Below are 22,440 nucleotides of genomic sequence, written 5' to 3'. Positions count from 1 at the left end.
CTTTATTAACAAAGGAATTCCACTCTCGTTTTGCATTTTTATGAATTATCGATGAAAATTAATAAGCCTATAGAGCAGTGCTGCATTCACTACCCGTGCACGGGTGCGAAGAGTTTTGCTCGAAAAACGCTTATCGTGTTGTGCATCCTGCCGATTACGATTATAATGACGCGAACGAGGTTATAGCGATGATAAAGGAATTCCTTCCGTTCGACGTTGTGCGAAACGGTGCGCTTAAAATAGCGCATAAAATGTACTCCGACGGATTTGTGCCGGATGTGATCTATTGTTCGCTGCGCGGAGGAGCGTATATGGCGAACGTTATCAGCGAATATTACAAACTTGTGCGCAAGGATTATCATCCCGTTTTGTACGCATCGGTCGTCGCCCGCTCGTATACCGACGTTCAACAGCACGAAAAAGTGTACGTCGACGGATGGACGTATGCGCCCGAATATCTTCGGCCCGGCGACAAGGTCATGCTTGTCGACGATATCTTCGATTCCGGCCGTACGATCAATTCGCTTGTCGAAATATTTTTAAAGCATGGGGTTCCCCGCAGCAATATCAAAATCGTCGTGCACGATTATAAGCGCTTTACCTATCACAAAGAACAGCAGTCCATTCAGCCCGACTATTGGTGCAGGCTTTTGGAAATAACAAAACCGGAAGACGACCGGTGGATTCACTATTTGAGCCATGAACTCGTCGGGCTTTCAAAGGATGAACTCGAAGAGTATTATTTTAAAGACGATCCCGAACTGCGTCCCGTGCTTGAACCGATTTTGGGGAAAGTTTAACCCTTTAGGAAAATCGCGATGAAAAAATGCGTATGCTTTATCGTTCTGACGGCTTTGGTTTTTGCGGTCGTTTCGGCGGATGTAAAAATTATTAATCCCGTAAAGGGCGTATGGGCAAACAAACAGTCGCTCGTGCTCGAGCTTTCGGAAGGCGAAAGCGCGTATTATTCGCTCAACGGTTCCGATCCGCGCGAATCGGGTTTTGCCTACGACGGTCCGGTAGCTCTCGATGTTTCAGGCGATGTCGAAGTCCGCATCGCTTCCGTCGATGCAAGCGGCGTTTTCCGCGAATACCGCGTTTCGTATACCGTTGCGCCGGTTCCTTTTCCCGCATCTTACTCGATGAGCGCGGTCGGAGACGCTGTTGCAAGCGGCATCCTCGACTATACGGCGGGGGATGTGCTTTCGCTGCCTCCCGAACTCGATTACAGTCTCGGCGGCGTACCCGAATCGTTTCAGAAGGGGCGCGCGATTTCGTACGGCGCCGGCTGCATCCTCTCGCGATGTATTCCATGCGTTCTTACCGACGGTACGGGGAAGTGGCGTTTTATTATAAAAACAAAACCCGCTTTGTCCGGTTCGTTCGGTATGCGCGACGTTCCGTTTCAAATCACCGATTGGAATACCCTGTCGTTTACGAACGATGCGTTCATTTATCGGGTTGATAACGCCTATTGGACGAGCGGAAAAGAGCGCGTCGCGCTTGACAGAACGATATCGCACACGATTTCGTGGCAGAGCGTCGCGGTCGCTCCCGGAAATCCTATCAGCTTTTTTGTGCTTCCGCCGAAACCGGAGGTTGACGTCGAACGGCGTGAAGACGGTTCCGAGACAATAGTACTGAGCGGCGGGGCAGGCTTCCGATTCGGTATCGAACCCGAAAAAGGGCAGGGGACGGTGCTTTTCGAAACGGCGGAACTCGATACGTTTTTCGGTGACGAAGTGTCGGGTGTCTTTACGGCGGGCGTCTATTACGACGGCGTCTATCAGGGGACGCTTTCCGTTCCGTACTCTATCGACCGGCGTTCTCCTTCGGTTCCTGTTTTCCTTTCATCGGCCGAGTCTTTTTATTCGAGAAGGGCGGTGAAGCTCTCGCTTACGGGAGACGGACAATCCGATCTTTTTATCGCCGTGAGCAATCCGGTGATGTTCTCAGGCACAATGACAAAAAAAGATGCGGCGTCCCTTATCGATGTCGTCGAGGCGGACGACTTTGTGCCGTTCACTTCTCCGCTTACGCTTGATTCGCCATCCGAAGATGCCGTTTATTATAAAATCTGCGCCTATGCCGCAGATCGAAGCGGTAACAAAAGCGCGTATACCCTGTACGATGTCGTCGTCGATAAATACGATTATTATATCGATGCGTCGGCCGATAAAAACTGTGCCGACGGAACGCGGGACGATCCCTATGTCTCTCTTGCCGACTGCCTTGCCGCCGTCGGGGATAATCGATTCGCGAACATCACGATTTCGGGTACGCTCGCTGTATCCGAAGAGGAGACGGTGATCGCTTCAAACTGCGTTCTTCGCGGTGACGGTGACGCTCGCCTCGTCTTCGGTGTAGGTTCGTTTATTACCGTGCGGAGCGCAAGCCTTGCACTTTTGAATCTCATTGTCAGGCGAGACGATACCGGCGTGAAAAGAAAAATTAATAATCCGCTCATACGCTTGGAACACTCGGTGCTCGTGTCGGAAGACTGTGAAATAGGGGCGTCCTTTGCGGAAAGCGGCAGCGTTATAAGTGCGGATACGTCGGTCGTTACGATAAACGGCTGCGGCATTACGTCTTCTGCGGAGCGCTATTCGTCGTGCATATCAGCAGTCGCTTCCAAACTGAAAATAATCGATTCGCGTATTTCGACGATCGCGCAGACTGCGGTCAATTTTTCCGTGCAGGACGGCGAATTCGAACTGCGCTCGTCTTCGTGCCGCGTTACCGGAAGTTACGGCAGAGCGACCGAACTCTTCGGCGGAAAAAGCAAAATAACCGGAAATTCTTTCGCCGCCGATCTGCGTTATTCGGGAGCATCGCTCGATGCGGTTTACACCGATGCGAAAAATATTTCCCTCGAATACGGCGGCAATACCGAAAGCGGTTACTGAGCGATGCGCAAATGCCGGGTTTTGCAGGCTGTTCGATGATGCGGGCGACTTCCGCCAGAGAAGATGGGGCTTTTCTTTTGTGCGGGCTCGACGAAGCGGGAAGAGGACCGCTTGCAGGCCCCGTCGTTGCATCCGCAGTGATTTTGCCGGACGATTTTCCTCGAGCGATTTTAAACGATTCGAAAAAACTTTCCGTAAAAAAGCGGGAGCTCGCCGAAAAAATTATTAAAGAAAAAGCGTGCTGGGGTATCGGCATTGTCTCTCATACGGTTATCGACAAAATCAATATCCTTGAAGCGAGCCTGCTTGCGATGAAAGAAGCGTATGAAGCGCTTTCGGCGAAGTTCGACGGATGGCGGAAGGCTGCGGGAGTTTCGGCAAAAACGATATGCGCCGTCGCGGACGGAACGTTTTGCCCCGATATCGAATGCGAGTGCCGCTCCGAAGTGAAAGCGGATGCAAAATACGCTTCCGTCATGGCGGCGAGCATACTTGCAAAAACCTGTAGGGACACGATTATGATCGAAATGGATAAACTATATCCCGCCTACGGATATGCGCGGCACAAAGGTTATCCGACCGCAGAGCACAGGCGGATTTGCCGCGACATCGGCCCGTCTCCGATTCAGCGCCTGACCTTTCGGTATTAGGAAAAGGGTATTAAAGCCGGCCGCAATTGCCTTATAAAATAATTCGGCGATTGCGCTCTGACCGCAATGCGGGGCATTGTATTAAATTGCGTTTGGCGTTATGATTGTATTATCGTTTATTTTACCGAGACAGCGAGGGTTGTATGGATGTCCAGTTGCAGGAATTGATCGACAAAATAAAAAAAGACGGAGTGGCGAGCGCGGAAGCAGCTGCCCAGCAGATACTCGCCGACGCTGAAAAAAAAGCGCGAGCCGTCATTTCCGATGCGGAGCAAAAAGCCGAAGGCATCATCAAAAATGCGAAAACCGAAACCGAGCGCATGGAAAAAGCGAGTGAAGACGCGATCGCGCAGGCGGGACGCAATATGATTTTATCGTTCCGCGATTCCCTTATCGCCGAGCTCGACAGGATTATTAAGACGGAAACGGCGAAAGCGTATTCGAAAGATCTGCTCGTAAATCTTATCCCCGAAACGGTAAAAGCGTGGACAAAGCACGCCGACGCGGAAGAGCTTTCCGTTTTGCTTTCCGAAAAGGATTTGAAAGAACTCGAATCGGCTCTTACGTCCGCGCTCAAAGACGAAATCGCAAAGGGGCTCGTGCTCAAAAGCGATAAAACGCTCGCGGCCGGTTTTAGAATCGGAGTTAAAGAGGGCAGGGCATTTTACGATTATTCTTCGGATTCCCTTGCCGAATTGTTCGCAGCCTATGTCAATCCGCGCACTGCAGCCATCTTAAAAGGCGCCGTTCAAGGGATAAACGAGTGAAGCAATATTATCTCGTTTCGCAGCTGCCCGACATTTCAAACGCCGAGCGATCGCTTGCGATAACGGAAACTTATTACCGCGATCTGTGTTCGCGCTTCCTTTCGAAAGCGGAAGTCGAAATTTTAAACGCTCTTTCGCTCGTTCCGCCGCGAGAGCCGTCTCCGACCGGTTCAAAATTTCTCGATGCGTGGTACGACAGGGAGCGGAGTCTCCGCTTTGCTCTCGCGCAAGTCCGCGCGCAAAAGATGAAGCGCGACGCACCGCAAGTGCCGCCGTCGTGTACGGCCGACATCATGCAGGCTGCCCGCACCGCAGTCGGTATGGACAGTCCTCTTTCCGCGGAAAAGTTTTTATACGAATACCGCACCGGAGTGCTCGACAACCTGCGTCCCTTGGATATCTTTTCCGTCGATGCCGTCTACGAGTACGGCATACGGCTTTTGCTCACTGCGCGCATGAAAAAATTCAATAAAGAAGCGGGTACTCTGGCATACCGCACTATGTACGATTCTATACTGGGAGAAACAATATGACGGGTACTAAAGCGAAAGTAGTCGGCGTCAACGGCAACATGGTTTCGATAGCCTTTGACGGCAACGTTTCGATGAACGAAGTCGGCTACGTAAACGTCGAAGGCAAACGGCTCAAAGGCGAAGTCATCCGTGTTCGCGGCGACGGCGCTCAAATGCAGATTTACGAACTGACGAACGGCATACGTTCGGGCGATACCGTCGAATTCGACGGCGACCTTTTGTGCGCCGAACTCGGTCCCGGTTTGCTCGGTCAAGTGTACGACGGTTTGCAAAATCCGCTGCCGCTCGTCGCGGAACAGGCGGGATTTTTTCTCGAGCGGGGCGTCTACGTCGCGCCTCTTTCCAAAGCGACGAAGTGGGATTTTACGCCGTCGGCAAAAGTCGGAGACGCCGTATACCGCGGAGATGCCGTCGGCTCGGTTCCCGAAGGCCCCTTTACGCATAAAATTCTCGTACCCTTCGATATGTACGGCTCTTATACCGTAAAGAAAATCGCACCTGCGGGATCGTACACGATTCAAGATGAAATCGCCGTCCTCGAAGACGAAAAGGGTGAATCACATACGATTACTATGACGTTCAAGTGGCCGGTAAAACGCGCCGTCGACTGCTATGCCGAACGCCTCGCGCCGTCTGACGCGATGGTTACGAAGATACGTCTCATCGATACGTTTTTTCCCGTTGCGCTCGGCGGAACCTATTGCATACCCGGCCCCTTCGGCGCGGGTAAAACGGTTATCCAGCATACGACGAGCCGCAACGCCGAAGTCGATATCGTCATCATCGCAGCCTGCGGCGAGCGTGCGGGCGAAGTCGTCGAAACGATAAAAGATTTTCCGAAGCTCATCGATCCGCGCACCGGAGAGTCGCTTATGAAGCGGACGATCATCATCTGCAATACGTCGTCCATGCCCGTCGCCTCTCGCGAAGCGTCCGTCTACACGAGCGTTACCCTTGCCGAATACTATCGACAGATGGGACTCAACGTGCTTTTGCTTGCCGATTCCACTTCTCGCTGGGCGCAGGCTCTGCGCGAAATGAGCGGCCGCCTCGAAGAGATTCCGGGCGAAGAAGCGTTCCCCGCCTATCTCGAATCCTATATCGCAGCCTTTTACGAACGCGCCGGTATCGTGCGCCTGCGCGACGGCAAAACGGGTTCGGTTACGATCGGCGGTACGGTTTCTCCCGCCGGCGGCAACTTCGACGAACCGGTTACGCAGGCGACGCTCAAAGTCGTCGGCGCTTTCCACGGACTCGCGCGCGAGCGGAGCGACGCCCGAAAATACCCCGCGATCGACCCGCTCAATTCGTGGTCGAAATACAAAAGCGTTATCCGCGAAGACTGGGTTGATTTCGCACGCGCTCTTTTCAGAAGCGGACAGGAAGTCAATCAGATGATGAAAGTCGTCGGCGAAGAGGGAACGACGACCGAAGATTATATCGAATACCTCAAAAGCGATTTTCTCGATTCGGTGTATTTTCAGCAAAACTCTTTCGACGAAGTCGACAATTCGGTCAGCGTCGAACGCCAAACGTATACGCTCGAAAAAGTGCTTCGCATACTCGGATCCGATTTCGATTTGAATTCGAAAGACGATGCGCGCTCTTATTTCAATTCTCTGCGCCAGCTCTTTATCGACTGGAACTATTCGACGTGGAAGGACGACTCGTTTACCGATATCGAAAAAAAGATCGACGAACTCTACGCGCAAAAAAACGGCAAACTGCAAAAAGAAGCGGCGGCGCTGCTCAAGGACGGTGAATGATATGAATAAAATATATTCGCGAATCGAATCGATCACCGGCAACGTCATCACGGTAAAAGCCGACAATGTCCGTTACGGAGAACTCGCGGAAATCGAAACGAGGTTCGGAAAATCGCTTGCGGAAGTCAATAAAATCGACGGAGAAGTCGTGTCGCTGCAGGTTTTCGCCGGCGGCCGCGGCATTTCTACGGGCGATCACGTTAAATTTCTCGGTCACCGGATGGAAGTGAGTTTCAGTGAAAATCTGCTCGGCCGCATTTTCAACGGCTCCGCATTTCCCCGCGACGCGGGACCTGCTCTTACGGACAACCTCGTAACGATAGGCGGGCCTTCGGTCAATCCTTCCAAGCGCATTATGGCAAACCGCATGATCCGCACGGGTATCCCGATGATCGACATGTTCAATACGCTCGTCGTTTCGCAAAAGCTGCCGATATTCAGCATTTCGGGAGAACCGTACAACCAGCTGCTCGCGCGCATTGCGATGCAGGCGGAAGTCGACGTCATCGTGCTCGGCGGTATGGGCTTAAAGTACGACGATTACCTGTACTTTAAAAACACGCTCGAAAACGGCGGAGCGATGAGCCGCACCGTTATGTTTATCCACACGGCAGCCGACCCGACGGTCGAATGCATGAAAGTGCCCGATTTGAGCCTTGCCGTCGCCGAACAGTTTGCGCTGCAGGGCAAAGACGTGCTCGTCCTTTTGACCGATATGACGAACTTCGCCGACGCGATGAAAGAGATCGCGATCACGCAGGAGCAGGTTCCGTCGAACCGCGGTTATCCAGGCGACTTGTACAGTCAGCTCGCTTCCCGCTACGAAAAAGCCGTCGACTTCGAGGGCGCGGGGTCGGTTACCGTCCTCGCCGTGACGACGATGCCCGGAGACGACGTAACGCATCCCGTGCCCGACAATACGGGCTATATCACCGAAGGGCAGTATTATCTCAAGGGCGGCCGCATCGAACCGTTCGGAAGTCTTTCGCGCTTAAAGCAAAACGTCAACGGAAAGACGAGGGACGATCATCGCGCTCTCATGGACGGCATGATACGCCTGTATTCCTCGTATAAAGATACGCTTGAAAAAAAATCGATGGGCTTTATGATGAGCGCATGGGACAACAAGCTTATCAAATACGGCAAAGAATTCGAAGACGAAATGATGGATCTGTCGAAAAACATATCGCTCGAAGACGCCCTCGATTCGGGCTGGAAGATTCTCGCCGACTGTTTCGACAAAGAGGAAACGGGTATAAAAACGGGACTGCTCGATAAGTATTGGCCGAAAAGGGATTGACGTATGGCGAAGATCAAGCTGACGAAAAACGAGCAAAAGATTCAAAAAGATGCGCTGAAAATGTATCAGCGCTATCTTCCGACGCTTACGCTCAAAAAGCAGCAGCTCCAAACCGAAATCCGCGCCATCGATGCAAAAGCGCGTGAAGTGCGCGATGCGCGTAAAGCGCTCGAAAAGGAATTCGACGAATGGATCGCCGTGTTCGCCGATGCCGAATCCTTCGGACGCGATACGGTGCGTGTGAGCAATATACGAAAAGGCACGGGCAATATCGCGGGCGTGAAGATTCCGATTTACGAAGGCGCCGATTTTACGAGAGCCGAGTACGATCTCTACGAAACGCCCGTGTGGATCGATATGGCGGCCGATCGCATGGAAAGAGCGCTCGAACTCGATTTGGAAGCGGAAGTGCTCGACGAACAAGTGCGTCTCCTTTCGAAAGAGCTTCGCACGACGACGCAGCGCGTAAACCTTTTCGAAAAAGTGAAGATTCCCGAAGCGAAAGAAAATATCAGAAAGATATCCGTGTTCCTCGGCGATGAAAGAGTCGCCGCAGTCGTGCGCAGTAAGATATCGAAGCGGAAACTGGAGGCTGAAGCGAAATGATCGTAACGATGAAAAAAGTTTCCGTCGTCATTCTCGAAAAAGAAAAAAAAGACGCGCTCGAAAAATTGCGTAAGCTCGGCGTCATGCACTTGGAAAGCCTTGAAGGTGAAAGCGAAAAGCTTTCCGCTTTGAAAGAAAGTTTTTCATGCGCGCAAAACGCATACGCGATCCTTTCCGAGATAAAAGCGCCGAAAACCTCCCGTGCCGAAAACCTCGATGAAACCGGAATCGCCGAAAAAAGCAAAACGGTTACATCTCTTTTCGACGAAAAAAAATCGCTCATCGATGCGCTCGGAGCCGACACCGTCGAACTCGAACGCTTTGCAAAGTGGGGCCGCGTCGATCCGGACGATTTCGCTTATCTTTCCGAAAAAGGAATAGCGCTTTCGATGTACGAAATGCCGGCCGATTTATACACCGCTTTAGACGATTCCATCGATACGGTGCTCGTCAATACCGGAAAGCGCGACGTACGATTTTTGCTTATCGGAAAAGAGCGGCCTGAAAATCTTCCGCCTGAAGCTTTTGAAGTGCCGCTTCCGAAAATCGCTACGGAAAAACTTTCCGAGCAAATCGAAGGCAATATAAAACGCATCCGTGAAATAGAAACCGAACTTTCGGCACAGGTGGTGTATGGCCGTCAGATCGATTCGTATGCGAAAAAGCTCGCAAAAGAAATCGAATTCGAAAACGTGTATGCGGGTATGGGAAAAGAAGATGAAGGCAAAGAGAGCGATCTCGCGTGGCTTTCAGGCTATGTTCCGTCCGACGGCTTTTCCGCTTTGGAAGAGGCGGCAAAACAAAACGGCTGGGCGATTTCTTCGAGCGAAGTCGAAGAGACCGACGATCCGCCGACAAAGCTTAAAAACAATCCGCTCGTAAGCATCATCTATCCGCTCACCGATTTTCTCGGCACCGTTCCGGGCTACCGCGAATTCGATATTTCAGGATGGTTTTTGTTTTTCTTTACGATCTTTTTCGGCATGATTTTCGGAGATGCGGGCTACGGGCTCATTATGCTCGCTCTTGCGCTCGCCGTAACGGTCAAATCGAAGGCTGCGGGCAAAAAAACGAATCCGATGATGAGTCTCCTTGCGCTCCTTTCTTTTTCGACGGTCGTGTGGGGAACGCTCACGTGTACGTGGTTCGGCATTGCAGCCGACAAGCTTCCCTCGTGGCTCACTTCTCTTTCGATTCCGCCGATTTCTTCGGCATACGCTTCCCGCTACGACGGCGTGCAGAGTCTCCTTACGACCGATCAAAATCTGCAAGTGTTTTGCTTTACGCTCGCGCTCGTGCAGCTGACGGTCGCTCACATCAAGTGCTTTATAAACGACATACGCTCTCCGAAGTGCATAGGAGACTTGGGTTCCATGCTCATGCTGTGGGGTATGTTTTACATCGTGCTCATGCTCGTCATCAGCGGTGAAATCTTTTCGCTCGATAAAGTCGTGTACGGCGTTCCCGTCGGCAGCGTTTCTCTTGCGCTCGTCGGAGGCGGCTTTTTGATGAGCTTTGTGTTTTCGAATTACGACGGCAGCGTCGGAAGGGCGGTGCTCGAAAGCTGTAAAAACATCATTTCGGTAGTGCTCGGTGTCGTAAACGTGTTTTCGGATATCGTGTCGTATATCCGCCTGTGGGCGGTTGCTTTGGCCGGCAGCGCGATTTCGAGTACGGTCAACACGATGGCGGGCCCGCTTTTGGGACACGCGATTTTCTTTGTCGTCGCCCTCGTCCTGCTCGTAACGGGGCACGGACTCAACGTCGCATTGAACGTGCTTTCGGTTATCGTTCACGGAGTGCGTTTGAATACGCTTGAATTTTCGAGCCACCTCGGTATGTCGTGGTCGGGATATAAATATGAGCCGTTCAGAGAAGCGGCGTTATAGGAATAATAGGAGTTGTTATGAATTTGGGAATGCTTGGTGCAGGTGTCGTGATGGGGCTCGCCGCTATCGGAAGCGCGTTCGGAATCGGTATCGCAGGTCAAGGCGCGATCGGTGCATGGAAACGCTGTTACGTAAACAATAAGCCCGCGCCTTTTATCCTCACCGTCTTTGCAGGCGCGCCGCTGACGCAGACGATTTACGGATTTCTTTTGACGAGGAGCATCCTCGATTCGGGTCAAAATCCGCTGTTTTTACTCGGACTCGGCGTTGCCGCAGGACTCGCGATGGGCGCATCTGCCGTCGCTCAGGGACAGGCGGGAGCAGCCGGTTCGGATGCGCTCGGGGAAACGGGCAAAGGCTTTGCGAGCTATATCATGGTCGTCGGTCTTTGCGAAACCGTCGCTCTCTTTGTCATGGCTTTCGGCATCGGTTTTTGTCGATAAGCGTTCTTTCAAAAAGCGTGCATGACGAAAAAAGTCTATCTCGGCGGAAACGGTAAAACGGAGCGCATTGCCGTCGGCGGCGGAGAGCCCGTTTCGGTACAGACGATGTGGAAAAAATCCATCGTCGGTTTGGACGCCGATTCGGAAAAGCGAAAAGCGCTCGTAGAAGAAATACACGCACTCAAAGGGATAGGCTGCGATATCGTGCGTTTTGCCGTTCCCGATATGGAAAGCGCGCGCGCACTCTGCGCGATAGCCGCCGAATGCACGGTACCCCTCGTTGCCGATATCCACTTCGACTACCGGCTCGCCCTCGAATGTCTTCGCGGCAACGTCGCCGCGATCCGCATCAACCCCGGCAATATCGGTTCTCGTGAAAACGTCGAAAAGGTCGTCGCTTCGTGCCGCGAAAAAAACGCCGCGATCAGAATCGGCGTCAATGCGGGCAGCTTTCCGAAAGACCTTGCGGCGAAAGTCGAGGCCGCTTCCATGTCGAGAGCGGAAGCGCTTTCCGAAACGGCATCGCGCGAAGCCGCCGTATTCGACGAACTCGGTTTTACGCAGTTTGTCGTCAGCATGAAAGCGTCTTCGGTAAGTGAAACGATCGAAGCGAACGAAGTATTTGCAAAAAAATACGATATACCCCTTCACATCGGAGTGACGGAAGCAGGTCCTCTCATCACCGGCATCGTAAAGAGCACGCTCGCTTTCGGCGCCCTGCTTTCAAAAGGCATCGGAGATACGATTCGCGTAAGCCTTTCATCGTCCCCCGAAAACGAAGTGATAGCCGGCCGCGAAATACTTGTAGAATGCGGAAAAAGAGAGGGAGGCGTAAAGCTCATTTCGTGTCCGAGGTGCGGGAGGATCGGATTCGACGTGCACGCCTTTGTCGAAAAATGGCAAAGAGAACTTTTATCGCTCGATAAAAACATAAGCGTCGCTGTTATGGGCTGCGTCGTAAACGGCCCGGGAGAGGGAAAGCACGCTGACTTGGGGATAGCGGGGTCAGGCAATAAAGTCGTCATATTTAAAAAAGGAAAAATAGTGCGAACCGTCGACGCAAAAGATGCCGATAAAGTATTCAGAGAAGAATTGGACACGCTGTAAAACGTATCGGTTGTACCGACTGAGCGGTCGTTAAACGAAACACGCTGTTTCAGTGTTTCGTTTAACCGTTTTTCTCAATTCCGGAACCGGTTGACTTATGAAAAAGATTGTAATTATTTTTTCCGTATTGCTCATGGCGTATTCGGCGCTCGGCGCGCAAGTGCGTCCTAAAAAACCGCGCGATCTTGCAGGCGATGTAAAACTGCTTCGTCGCGCTCTCATTGAATTCGATAACGGAAACTACGGAGAAGCGCTCCGTCTTGCAAACGACGCGAAAACAGCCCGGCGCGAGATCGTCGCATGGGAAGCCGATACGCTCTCTTATGCTTTAAAACCGCGCGAAGTGCAAAAGGCGAACGGCGTACTTTCCGACGTGCTCGCCGTTCTCAAAAAGCGTGAAGACTACGACGCCGTTGAAATCGTCGAGCGCTATATCGGGAAAAAAACGAGCGCGTTTTTTAATAATTCCGCGCCCGCCCTCGTCTCCTACGTTTCGACGCGTTTTTCTCTTCCCGAAGCCGATCGCCTTATCGGCCGTATTTACATTTTGGAAGGCGAATATGCGCTTTCAAAACAATACCTTATGAATGCGTGGAAGAACGCAGCCCTCCTCGATGTTCCCGACGAACGCTACGATATTTTGTACGAGCTTTCCGACATCGCATTTATCGAAAAAGATTTTGACGACTACGAAAAAGATTTGCTGCTCATCGTAAAAAACGACAGTTTATTAAAAAATAAAGCGTTCGAAGATGCGTTCACGTTCATCGTGCAAAACAGGGAAGCGGGATCGATGGAAAAATTTTTTACGCTTTTTCGCTCCGAAGATTATACGGCGCTCGCATCTTATTTTAAACTCGCAGCGTACTACGAAGAGCGCGGTTTTTCCGATAAAGCGCTGAAAGCGTTCGCGCTCGGAACTCTTACCGCCTTTACGAAAATGTACAATACCGTAAAAGCGCGGGATCCCGAATTCGAATATCAAAATCTCGGTCTTCTTTTTACGGAAATTGCCCGATTTTCCGACATCGTCGATTGGGCGTCGTCTCAAGGTATTTGGAAAGCGTTTTCGGATTTTGCCGACTGCATGCGGAAAGCGGGAAACGAACGGTTTGCATTCGATCTCTATGCGGCGCTTGCAAACTCCGCCCCCGACGATTATTGGAAAAAGCGCTCGGCGCTAAAACTTGCAAAAGCTGTCGAGCAATACTCGATTACGACTGGGGAAAAGCAACCGTAAAAATTTATCGGCAGGGCGGATGCGTTTCGAAGATTTTTACCGGGAACCTCTGAAAATCCAACCGAGTTTTTAGAGATGCCCTACTGCTTTTGCCCCAAAAGTGTATCCAAAAAGGAATAGCTCGTCTGAATGACGTCGAGGATTGCATGGGTGTCGTGCAGCGATCCGTTTACCTTTTCAAGCGAATCCAAACCGTCTTTCATCGCGCCGGCCTGTTCCTGTACCGCACCCGCGATTTCGCTGAGCGAATTGCCCGCTCGGTCGAGCGTCGATGCGTTTTGATTGAAATTATTTAAAACTTCGGTAAACGACTGTTGAAAGCGTGAAAAGAGTTCGATGAACAGCGTCATGTCTTTATTGATTTCATCGACCGTTTCGCGGAATTCGGAGAGCTTCGCTTCGATCTTTTTTGTAGCCTCTCCCGTCTGCGTCGCCAAAGTGCGTACTTCGTTTGCGATGATTCTGAAGCCGCTTCCGACTTTTCCCGCACGAGCCGCTTCAATGGACGCATTGATCGCGAGGATGCCCGTTTTCACCGAAACGTCTTGAATACCTGCGAGCATGCCGGCGACATCGGATGTTTTTTCTTTGAGCAGTTCGAAATTTGAAGCGGCGTTTTTCGCATTCACCGACGCTTCTTCGATTTCGCTCACGCGCTCGTTTATTTCCGATTGCAGCTTTTTATTGTTGTTTAAAATATCGGACATCATCGTGTTGACTCGTCCGGTATTTGAAGACGATGCGGTACCGCTTGCTTGAATTTCTTCAAAGGCAGCGACGATCGTATCAAAACCTTTTTGCAGCTGTACTACCGCCTCATCGATGATTTCAAAAGAATGCATCGTCACAAAGTCCAGCACTATGCTTTTATTAAAGCGCACGACCGTTTTATCGACGATGTCGGTAAAGTTTTGGATAATTTCGCTTTCTCTGTTTTCGCTCATTATACACCACCCTCAGTTAAAAAAGCGTATCGATAAGATCGATACCGCACTGCAGGTTGCCGAGCCAATTCAAAAAATTGCCCACGTTTTCATCTTTGTAGATGGCCCCGTGCTGAGGAGCGAGCATAGCCGGATTTAAGAGGCGTACCTGTTCCACCCAGCGGCGGACGATTTTATTTGCCGCCATATAGCGTACGTGAAAATCTTTAATGAGCGGGATGTGTTCGTTGAAATCGCCGACATACACCGTTTCGTTCGTTTCGTCAAACACCGCGGCTCCTATGTCGCCGGTAAACAAAATACCCGAGCGTTCATCGAACAGGCCGAAGTGTCCGGGCGAATGCATAAAATGCGACGGAACGCAGTGCATGCGGGAATCGGGAGCAAGCATGATATCCATACCGCTGTCGGGAATGCCGATGATGCGGTTCGTATCGACGATGCCGAAGTGGGGTAGAAAGCGTATCCACAGATTGGAAATATATACTTTTGCATGCGTAATGCCGAGCCACAGCGCAATGCCCGAAGATACGTCGGGATCCTGATGCGAAAAAAATATAGTATCGATTTTTTCGACCGATATAAAACGGCTGACGGCTGTTACGACGCGCGAAAACAGGTGTACCCCGCCCGGATCGAGCAAAACGCCTTTGCCGTGATCGATGATAAGGTACTGCATCGTCTGTACTGCGCCTTTTCGGTATTTACTTTCGGAACCGAGCCAAATGAATTTGTGGTCGTCGTCTTCATACAAAACTATACCGTGTACTTCGTTGTCGTCAATCATATTTTACCTCCGATATTTGACGTACTGATAACAATGTTCAACTTTTAATAATGCAGTCCGATACCGATCGACAGTTCGTATTTCGATACGCCTCTTCTCCAGTCCGTATTGATAAAGCGTTTGAGGAAGTAACGCCCCGCATCGATTCCGAAACTCACGCGAAACTGTATGCTTTTCCAGCTTTCGGGGAAAACGATAACTTCCATACCGCCTGCATAAAAACCGTCTTTGACGGAAAAACTCGTACCGGTCGCTTTGTTGTTTACGAGCGCAAAATCGATAAAAGGCGAAACTTGCACTTCGAAATTGAGTTTACGCAACACTCTGTTTTTTTCAAAACGAGTGGAAAACACTCTGATGGGGAAGTCGATATTGACCGCGAGCGCACCGGATGTTTTGCACGCATAAACGTCGCCGTATCCCGACGCTGAACTGAAATACTGTTTGTCGCGGATACCGCGCAGTCGGGGGCCGATGTTTTCCGTACCGTTCATCATCAGAAAAAAATACAGATCGCTTGCGATACCGATCCGCTTAAATCCTTTAAATCCTTTGAATTCGACGGAAAATTTCGGCTGTAGTTTTTCGTTCTGCACGATATATGTAAACGACTGCGTCGTCGAAACGGATAAGCCGGTACGCAGATTGTTTTTCCAGTCGATGCGGGAAGTACCGATCGTCTGTCCGAGCGCGAGACGAGGACCTACGAGATCTTCGTTCGAATCGCTGATGCCGTCGAAATCCCAATAATAGATGGCGCTTACATAAGGCGTATAATCTACCGTACCCCAATTTTCGATCCGCTGCAGCACGATCGGAAGCGATACGATACCTTTTTCTGTAAAGTAGATATCATCGTCATATTTTTTGTAGTCGAAGTTCCGTGTAAATCCTTGAGCGAATGAAAAGTCGAGCGATGTTCTGTACCCGAAAGGTACTGAAAAATCGATTCCCGTCGACGTATCCCATTCGGGAGAAACGTGTCCGATCGTATAGGATATGCCGTAGCTGTTTGTCCACGTTGCATTGAGTTTGGCAAGTTTGAAAGGGATGTCGAATGAAAGATTGACGCCCATCGCGATGCCCATGTCGTCGACGATGTGTTTCATTTCGGTATCGTCTTCATCGCGTTCGAGCGAAAAATTGATATCGGCCGACATATCTTTCATCGTTCCGAAAAAGTTCGTATCTTTTAATTTCAACTTCAGCGTAAGGCCGCTGTTCGAGTCGTATTTCGGATAGGGCATGCCGATAAAGTGAAAGGAGTCGTCGAGGCGTACCGTCAAATCCGCGATATATAAATCGGTTTGTTCGTCGAAAAGGCGCGTCGAATACTCGACGGAAACTTCGTCAAAGAGTCGCGTATTCAAAAGCCGCTGGCGATAGTCGTCGATGTATTTTGCAAACGATATTTCATCGGGAAAAATAATCGTTTTATCGATTTTTACTTCGCGCTCGACGCTTGTTTCTTTTGTCATACCGTCAATGATATAGCGTACGGAATTGATTCGGTATGACGAAGGAAATGCCGAAAGGAGCAGTGCAACCGACACCGCCAAAGCGGTATAATACTTTTTCATTAGTACGCACCTTTTCTTTTAAAGACAACCCACACGGTTTTGATGATGAGCCATATATCGAGCCACACCGACCAGTTTTGAATATAGTAGGTGTCGAGTGTAATGCGCTCTTCGTATTCCGTATCGCTTCTGCCCGATGTTTGCCACATACCCGAAAGTCCGGGCATTACCGAAAGGATATAATCGGCTTGAGAACCGTACTTGACAAGTTCTCCCTTAGTGACGGGACGCGGGCCGATAAAACTCATTTCACCCGCAAGGATATTCCAAAACTGCGGCAGCTCGTCGATGCTCGTCTTTCTGATAAATTTTCCGAAAGGCGTAACGCGCGGATCGTCGACGAATTTTCGTTCACGCTCCCATTGTTCGCGCATTTTGGGATTTTGTGCAAGAAGCGCGTCGAGCTTTTTATCGGCGTCTTTGCACATGGAACGGAATTTCCAGCATTTGAGCGGTTTGCCGTTTTTGCCGACTCTCGGATGTCCGTAAAAAACGGGACCCGGAGAGGTGATTTTGATGATGATCGCAACGACGATGCACAGAGGCAGCACAAGCGGAAACGAAATGACGAGGAGGGCGATGTCGATAGCGCGCTTTGCAAATCGGTTCGTTTTTTTTGTAAGGTTGTGCGTCGATGCAAAACCGACGATGCCGCCGATATCTTTTATCTGCGGAGAGCCCGATATCGATCTGTTTTGGTGCTTTGAAACCGTGATCGTATAGCGGTATGCCTGCATGATGTCCGATACGTCGGTTTCATCGTAATCGCACAGGATCGCCGCTTTTATTTTGAGCGTGCGGATCGTGTCGAGCAGTTCTTTGCTCGGATGAAAGACGGGTATGCTGCCGTACGTATTGCTTGCAATGGCGCCGCTGTTTATGATGACGGCGGGCTTATAGCCTAAATCGGAACGTTCGAGCATCCGGTTGATGACCGCGTCTCCGCTTGAACCGGTACAGTAGATGACAGCCGGCAGTCCCCACCAGTGATAGGTACCGAACGCAAAACGCGCGATTTGCCGTACGATCGGTAAAAAAATCGTCGCGATCGGAACGGCGAGCATGAGCGCAAGTGCGACGGCAATACGTTCGTTGTCGACGTCGACGAAAATGCTGATCGCGATGCCGATAAAGCTGAAAAACGTACAGATGCTGAAGCGTTTTACCTCTTCGACGGGGGAGATCATAATGCCCGGATAGAGACCCGCCGCATAAAAAACGACGAGTATGAGCGGCAAATAAACGCTGTAGGTCACAAACGATCGAAAATTGATAAACGAATTGTTGATCGCGTTGATGATAAAAAAACTTGTACCGATGCTGAGCATGAGAGCGACGGCATCGACAAACATTAAAACAAGCCCTACGAGAAACGAGCTGGTACGGTGAAAATTTTGTTTGTAATAGCGAAGAAATTCATCGATTATCATAGAGATTTTCCGTTTATTCTATAATAAAAATGTAACGATGTCAAATCGATATCGTTCAAAATAATTTTCGTAAAGTCGTCGTTTTTCCGTACCGATAATCAACATGAGGTAATCTGTATATGGCGGACATAAGCGAAATGGAACGGCTGCTTTTGCGTGAAAACGAAATTCTTGATCGTCTGCTTGAACGGCAATCGGCGCTGCGTGCGGCGGTACTGCAAAAAAAATGGGACGGCGTGCTCGAATCGATCTCCGCGATCACGAAGCTTACCGAAGCTTTCGAAGAAACCGAAAAGGCGAGAAACGCGCTTTCGGCTGCCCGGAGCGACGAAGCGAAAAAGGCATCGTTGCCGCTTTTGACGCAAGTGCGCGGAAAGCTCGTCAAATCGAAGACGGCAAACAAAACGCTCGGCAATTACATAGCGGTTGCGAGGGATTTTATTCAAAGTGTGCTCGACGAAGCCTTTCCTCAAAGCGGGGCGATGGTGTATTCGAAGGCGGGAAAGATCATGAGAGCAAAGCCGTCGAGCGTCGTCGTCAATACGCTGTATTGATTTTTCCAACCGTTCCGTTCATTAATTAAGTATTTTGTGAGGTGATATATGGGTTCGACATTTTCTGGAATAGAGCTCGGTAAGCGCAGTATCATGGCGCATACGACGGCGATCACGACCGCCGGTCACAATATTTCGAATGCGAATACGGAAGGCTATTCGCGCCAGCGCGTCGCGTTTAAGGAATTCGATCCGCTGTATCTTCCGGAACTCGAACGCCCCGAAGAGCCGGGCATGATCGGTCAAGGCGTTATCGCGTCCAGCATACGGCGGATCCGCGACGAACTGCTCGATCGGCGCATCGTCGAACAGGCGAATCAGGAAGCGTATTGGGATACGCGCAGCAAATACTATACGATGCTCGAACAGATTTACAACGAACCCGACGACGTTTCGATTCGTAGCACTATGGATAAATTCTGGGAAGCGTGGCAGGAGCTTTCGATTCATCCGGAAAACATCGCATCCCGTCAGGCGATCGTCACGCGCGGTATTTCGCTTACCGATACGATAAATCAGCGCTACGAAAGTTTGCAGGGAGTGAACACGCTCATAAACGGCGATATCGACGCGACGGTAAAGCAGATCAACAATTATGCCGAACAGATTGCCGCTCTCAACGGAGAGATCGTGCGCTCGCGCGGTATGGGAGACAATCCGAACGATTTGCTCGACCAGCGGGATCTCCTCGTCGATAAGCTTTCCGAGCTTGTCAATTGTACGGCGAGCGACCGCGATAAAGACGAATTCATGGTACACGTCGACGGGCGCGTGCTCGTTCAGGGCAGCATTCCGCGCAGCTTCGACCTCCGTACGGTTATCGACAATAACGGAAATCCGCGTCTCATCTGGGGCGATACGAAAAACGATGCTGTCGTAAAAGGCGGGAGACTCGGCGCACTTATCGAACTGCGCGACGTCGATATCAGAAGCGAAATGCAGTCGCTCAACACGATGACGATGAACTTTTCCGATTTGGTAAACGACGTGCACCGTAACGCAACCGGCATGAACGGTACGACGGGTCTCGACTTTTTTACGTCTCATCCCTTTGTCGAAAACGTGCGCGGTAATTACGATTACGATGCGGACGGGCGGATGGACAGATCCTATATTTTCCGCTTTACTGGACGACATACATTGAACCCGCAGGAGCAAATAGGACTTGCCGGTACGATGACCTTTTCCGCGCCCGAAGGTACGGTCGAAGTCGCATACAACGCTACCGATACGGTTGCCGATGTCATCGACCGGATCAACGATTCGAACGGAGAAGTAAAAGCTTATCTCGACAGAAACAACAATCTCGTGCTGAAAGCGACGACGGCTCTTTCGCAATCGAATCCCGATTTTGTCATACGGCACGTCGAAGACAGCGGAATGTTTTTGACCGGCTATGCGGGCATTTTGCGCGAAAGCGGAGAAGAAGGCGCATACGATTATCTTCGCGCGGACGCGGTCGACGGTCTTGCCGACGGCGCCCAATTTGCGGTGACGCCGCAGGTAAATCCGTCCGCGTATATCGCGGTAAATCCGCTTATCAGAGGAGACGTCAAAAGCGTCGCTGCGGGCTTTGCCGATACGCGCGGCGCTCTCGCGTCGGGCGACGGACGGGCTGCGATCGAAATCGCTTTGATCAGAAACACGCAGGTGATGATCGGACACAAGCGTACTTTCGACGATTATTTTGCCGACAGCGTGACGAACGTCGGTTTGAAAGGAGAGCAGGCGGCAACTCAAACGGCAAATCAAAATAAAATCATGGGAGATTTGCGCACGCTGCGGGAGTCCGTCAGCGGCGTAAACATAGACGAAGAGCTTGCGGATATTATTAAATTTCAACACGGCTACAATGCCGCCGCTTCGTTTATCAGTACGTGGGACAATCTCGTCGATACGATTATAAACAGAATCAGAGCATAAAATCGGGTGAAGCCGAATACGGAGGTGCGATATGCGCAGGGTGAGTTCACAGATGAATAATATGGATGTGCAGTCGAATCTGCGGCTGCAGGAATCCCGTCTCAATAAAATCAATAATCAAATCGGCAGCCAGCGCCGTATTCAGGAACTGCGCGACGATCCGATCGCTGCGGGGCACTTGGTGCGCTATCAGTCCTATGCGGCGCGCATCGAAAACTTCGAAAAAAACGCCAAAACGCTTTCCGAGCTTTTTATGCAGCGTGAAGGCTATATGACGAATTCGCTCGACGTGATGCACCGCGTGAGAGAACTCGCCGTTACCGGTGCGAACGGCATCTACACGGGCGACGATATGAAAAACATGGCGGCGGAAGTCGACGAACTTTTAAAAGAGCTCGTGCAAAATGCGAACGCGATCGGCGAAGACGGAAACTCGCTCTTTGCCGGTACCGAAACGAAAGTGAGAGCCTTCGACGTCGAAATGGGAAACGTCGCAGGTTCGGGCGTGCCGCTTATCGAAGGCGTGCGTTATAACGGAAACATTTCGGAAACGCAGGTCGAAATCGACGAGCATAAATATTTGACGACGGACAACGCGGGCGTGCGCACTTTTTGGGCGGAGCCGCAGCAGATTTTCGGCGCAAGGGATGCGACCGGCTGGAGAGCGGGGGAAGATTCGGTTATCGCCGTAGACGGTGCGGAAATCAAAATCAACGCAGGCGACAACGTGTATTCGCTTATCGCAAAGATAAACGACAGCGAAGCTGCGGTAAAGGCGACGCTCGATCCCGTAACTCGCGCTTTGAACTTTACCGCAACGGATGCGCGGCAGCTGTGGCTCGAAGACGTTTCGGGTTCCGCACTCGCCGATCTCGGCATTATCAAAGACGCAAGTCAAAAGCCGCCGTACAATCTCGCAGCCGGCGTGCGCGCTTCCGGCGGTTCCATGTTCGATGCGGTTATCTCTCTCCGCAATGCGCTTTTGGCGGGCGACCACGAAGCGATCGGAGGCCGCGTGCTCGGTTCGATCGATCAGGGACTTAACAATTTGACCACAAGAATCGCAAAGTCGGGTTCCGAATACGAGCGGGCGGAACTCAACGTAAAGCGCAATTCGGGAACCGCGCTCAACGTAACGCAGCGCATCTCAAGCGAGGGCGATCTCGATTTGACGAAAGCCGCATCCGATATGAAGATGATGGATTTTACGCATCAGGCGACGCTGAGCACGGCCGCGCGTTTGTATTCGAGTACGCTGCTCGATTATTTGAGGTAAGCTTCGATGGACGTTAAGACAAAGGCGATGGGCGTAAAGAGCGTCGAAGAAAATCACATCGTTACCTTTCCCGAAGGGCTTTTCGGTTTTGAAGAATATAAAAAATACGCGACGATGGAATCGGAATGGGCGCCGCTCATCTGGCTGCAGTCCCTCGACGACGAGCGCCTTGCGTTTTTGCTCATCGATCCGTTTTTGATTTGCGACGATTACGAAGCGGACATCGACGACGAAAGTTTAAAAAAAATCGATGTGCGCTCTCCCGAAGACCTTATCGTTATGGCGGTCGTCACCGTTCCGTCCGACGGGAGCGCCGTTACCGCAAACCTGCAGGGGCCGATCGTTATCAACAAAAAAAACAACCTGTGCGTGCAAGTGATTTTGAGCGACGGCCGCTGGACGACAAAACACGCGATACTCGATGCGCTAAAAAAACGCGGAGGAAAGTGACATGCTTATCCTTTCGCGTAAAGTCGACGAACAGATTAAAATCGGTGACAATATAACGATTACGATCATCGAAGTCCGCGGCGATCAAGTCAAAGTCGGAATCGAAGCGCCGAAAAGCGTCAAAGTGTTCCGCGAAGAAGTGTTCAAAGCGATTCAAAAAGAAAACAAAGCGGCTTCTTCTCCCGACACAGGTGCGCTCGCATCGATATCGGAACTTTTGAAAGGGCGGTAAGGCATTTGGAACGCTATCTGAAAGCCGCAGTTTTTAGATGGCGTTCGCATCTTTAGC

Annotated in this window: 21 protein-coding genes; 17 read left to right on the top strand and 4 right to left on the bottom strand. The window is 50.9% G+C overall.

The genetic code is table 11. The features are described 5' to 3' along the window. Window positions 1-188 precede the first annotated feature (188 nt). From HMPREF0860_RS01470 to HMPREF0860_RS01415, 12 genes are all read left to right on the top strand, one after another. Window positions 189-800 (top strand): phosphoribosyltransferase, encoded by a 612-nt coding sequence (locus tag HMPREF0860_RS01470; protein ID WP_021495421.1) that lies wholly within the window; start codon window positions 189-191, stop codon window positions 798-800. An 18-nt stretch (window positions 801-818) separates the two neighbouring features. Continuing rightward, entirely contained in the window at window positions 819-2,906 is a 2,088-nt protein-coding gene (locus HMPREF0860_RS01465; RefSeq protein WP_021331417.1) for a chitobiase/beta-hexosaminidase C-terminal domain-containing protein, read from the top strand. A 38-nt stretch (window positions 2,907-2,944) separates the two neighbouring features. Next, a complete protein-coding gene (locus HMPREF0860_RS01460) occupies window positions 2,945-3,556 on the top strand; it encodes a ribonuclease HII (RefSeq protein WP_051169994.1) in 612 nt (203 codons plus the stop codon). Window positions 3,557-3,699: 143 nt separating this feature from the next. After that, entirely contained in the window at window positions 3,700-4,323 is a 624-nt protein-coding gene (locus HMPREF0860_RS01455; RefSeq protein ID WP_021331410.1) for a V-type sodium ATPase subunit E, read from the top strand. Next, a complete protein-coding gene (locus HMPREF0860_RS01450) occupies window positions 4,320-4,856 on the top strand; it encodes a hypothetical protein (RefSeq protein WP_021331392.1) in 537 nt (178 codons plus the stop codon). The genes HMPREF0860_RS01455 and HMPREF0860_RS01450 overlap by 4 nt, the downstream gene beginning before the upstream one ends. Beyond that, window positions 4,853-6,622, top strand: a complete 1,770-nt coding sequence (locus HMPREF0860_RS01445) for a V-type ATP synthase subunit A (RefSeq protein WP_021331389.1) — start codon at window positions 4,853-4,855, stop codon at window positions 6,620-6,622. Before HMPREF0860_RS01450 ends, HMPREF0860_RS01445 begins: the two co-directional genes overlap by 4 nt. Window position 6,623: 1 nt before the next feature. Beyond that, window positions 6,624-7,922: a V-type ATP synthase subunit B gene (locus HMPREF0860_RS01440; RefSeq protein ID WP_021331402.1), complete on the top strand. Its 1,299-nt coding sequence runs from the start codon at window positions 6,624-6,626 to the stop codon at window positions 7,920-7,922. A gap of 3 nt (window positions 7,923-7,925) precedes the next feature. Next, window positions 7,926-8,528: a V-type ATP synthase subunit D gene (locus HMPREF0860_RS01435; protein WP_016520298.1), complete on the top strand. Its 603-nt coding sequence runs from the start codon at window positions 7,926-7,928 to the stop codon at window positions 8,526-8,528. Further along, complete coding sequence (locus HMPREF0860_RS01430; protein ID WP_021495417.1) at window positions 8,525-10,417, top strand: V-type ATP synthase subunit I; 1,893 nt, start codon at window positions 8,525-8,527, stop codon at window positions 10,415-10,417. Before HMPREF0860_RS01435 ends, HMPREF0860_RS01430 begins: the two co-directional genes overlap by 4 nt. Window positions 10,418-10,434: 17 nt before the next feature. Further along, entirely contained in the window at window positions 10,435-10,860 is a 426-nt protein-coding gene (locus HMPREF0860_RS01425) for a V-type sodium ATPase K subunit (RefSeq protein ID WP_021331352.1), read from the top strand. Window positions 10,861-10,881: 21 nt separating this feature from the next. Further along, the gene (gene ispG, locus HMPREF0860_RS01420) at window positions 10,882-11,967 is read left to right on the top strand and encodes a flavodoxin-dependent (E)-4-hydroxy-3-methylbut-2-enyl-diphosphate synthase (RefSeq protein ID WP_021331353.1); all 1,086 of its coding nucleotides are present in this window, start codon (window positions 10,882-10,884) and stop codon (window positions 11,965-11,967) included. 97 nt (window positions 11,968-12,064) lie between these two features. Further along, complete coding sequence (locus HMPREF0860_RS01415) at window positions 12,065-13,207, top strand: hypothetical protein (RefSeq protein ID WP_021331356.1); 1,143 nt, start codon at window positions 12,065-12,067, stop codon at window positions 13,205-13,207. A gap of 80 nt (window positions 13,208-13,287) precedes the next feature. Here HMPREF0860_RS01415 and HMPREF0860_RS01410 read toward each other — a convergent pair whose 3' ends face one another. The 4 genes from HMPREF0860_RS01410 to wbaP are packed head-to-tail and all read right to left on the bottom strand — an operon-like array spanning window position 13,288 to window position 17,948. Next, entirely contained in the window at window positions 13,288-14,151 is an 864-nt protein-coding gene (locus HMPREF0860_RS01410; protein ID WP_021331369.1) for a methyl-accepting chemotaxis protein, read from the bottom strand. Between the two features lie 16 nt (window positions 14,152-14,167). After that, window positions 14,168-14,938 (bottom strand): oxygen-binding di-iron domain-containing protein, encoded by a 771-nt coding sequence (locus HMPREF0860_RS01405; RefSeq protein ID WP_021331360.1) that lies wholly within the window; start codon window positions 14,936-14,938, stop codon window positions 14,168-14,170. A gap of 44 nt (window positions 14,939-14,982) precedes the next feature. Next, window positions 14,983-16,518: a BamA/TamA family outer membrane protein gene (locus HMPREF0860_RS01400; protein WP_021331361.1), complete on the bottom strand. Its 1,536-nt coding sequence runs from the start codon at window positions 16,516-16,518 to the stop codon at window positions 14,983-14,985. After that, a complete protein-coding gene (gene wbaP / locus HMPREF0860_RS01395; protein ID WP_021495418.1) occupies window positions 16,518-17,948 on the bottom strand; it encodes an undecaprenyl-phosphate galactose phosphotransferase WbaP in 1,431 nt (476 codons plus the stop codon). Before wbaP ends, HMPREF0860_RS01400 begins: the two co-directional genes overlap by 1 nt. 119 nt (window positions 17,949-18,067) lie before the next feature. Between wbaP and HMPREF0860_RS01390 the strand changes: the two genes are divergently transcribed. Genes HMPREF0860_RS01390 through csrA form a run of 5 tightly spaced genes read left to right on the top strand, consistent with a single transcriptional unit; the run spans window position 18,068 to window position 22,383 of the window. After that, on the top strand, window positions 18,068-18,502 hold the full coding sequence (locus HMPREF0860_RS01390; RefSeq protein WP_021495420.1) for a FlgN protein: 435 nt from the start codon (window positions 18,068-18,070) through the stop codon (window positions 18,500-18,502). Window positions 18,503-18,550: 48 nt separating this feature from the next. Further along, entirely contained in the window at window positions 18,551-20,425 is a 1,875-nt protein-coding gene (flgK, locus tag HMPREF0860_RS01385) for a flagellar hook-associated protein FlgK (protein ID WP_021331381.1), read from the top strand. Between the two features lie 31 nt (window positions 20,426-20,456). Beyond that, window positions 20,457-21,701 carry a flagellar hook-associated protein 3 gene (locus tag HMPREF0860_RS01380; protein WP_021331415.1) on the top strand — a complete coding sequence of 415 codons (1,245 nt, stop codon included), beginning with the start codon at window positions 20,457-20,459 and terminating at the stop codon, window positions 21,699-21,701. A gap of 6 nt (window positions 21,702-21,707) precedes the next feature. Next, window positions 21,708-22,151 carry a flagellar assembly protein FliW gene (fliW, locus tag HMPREF0860_RS01375; protein ID WP_021331399.1) on the top strand — a complete coding sequence of 148 codons (444 nt, stop codon included), beginning with the start codon at window positions 21,708-21,710 and terminating at the stop codon, window positions 22,149-22,151. Between the two features lies 1 nt (window position 22,152). Next, window positions 22,153-22,383, top strand: coding sequence for a carbon storage regulator CsrA (csrA, locus tag HMPREF0860_RS01370; RefSeq protein WP_021331414.1), 231 nt, complete (start codon window positions 22,153-22,155; stop codon window positions 22,381-22,383). Window positions 22,384-22,440 lie beyond the last annotated feature (57 nt).

This window comes from Treponema socranskii subsp. socranskii VPI DR56BR1116 = ATCC 35536, from assembly GCF_000468115.1.
Lineage (GTDB): Bacteria > Spirochaetota > Spirochaetia > Treponematales > Treponemataceae > Treponema_D > Treponema_D socranskii.
Note: the sequence above shows the minus strand (reverse complement) of the source record. Positions and strands in the feature narration are given on the sequence as shown.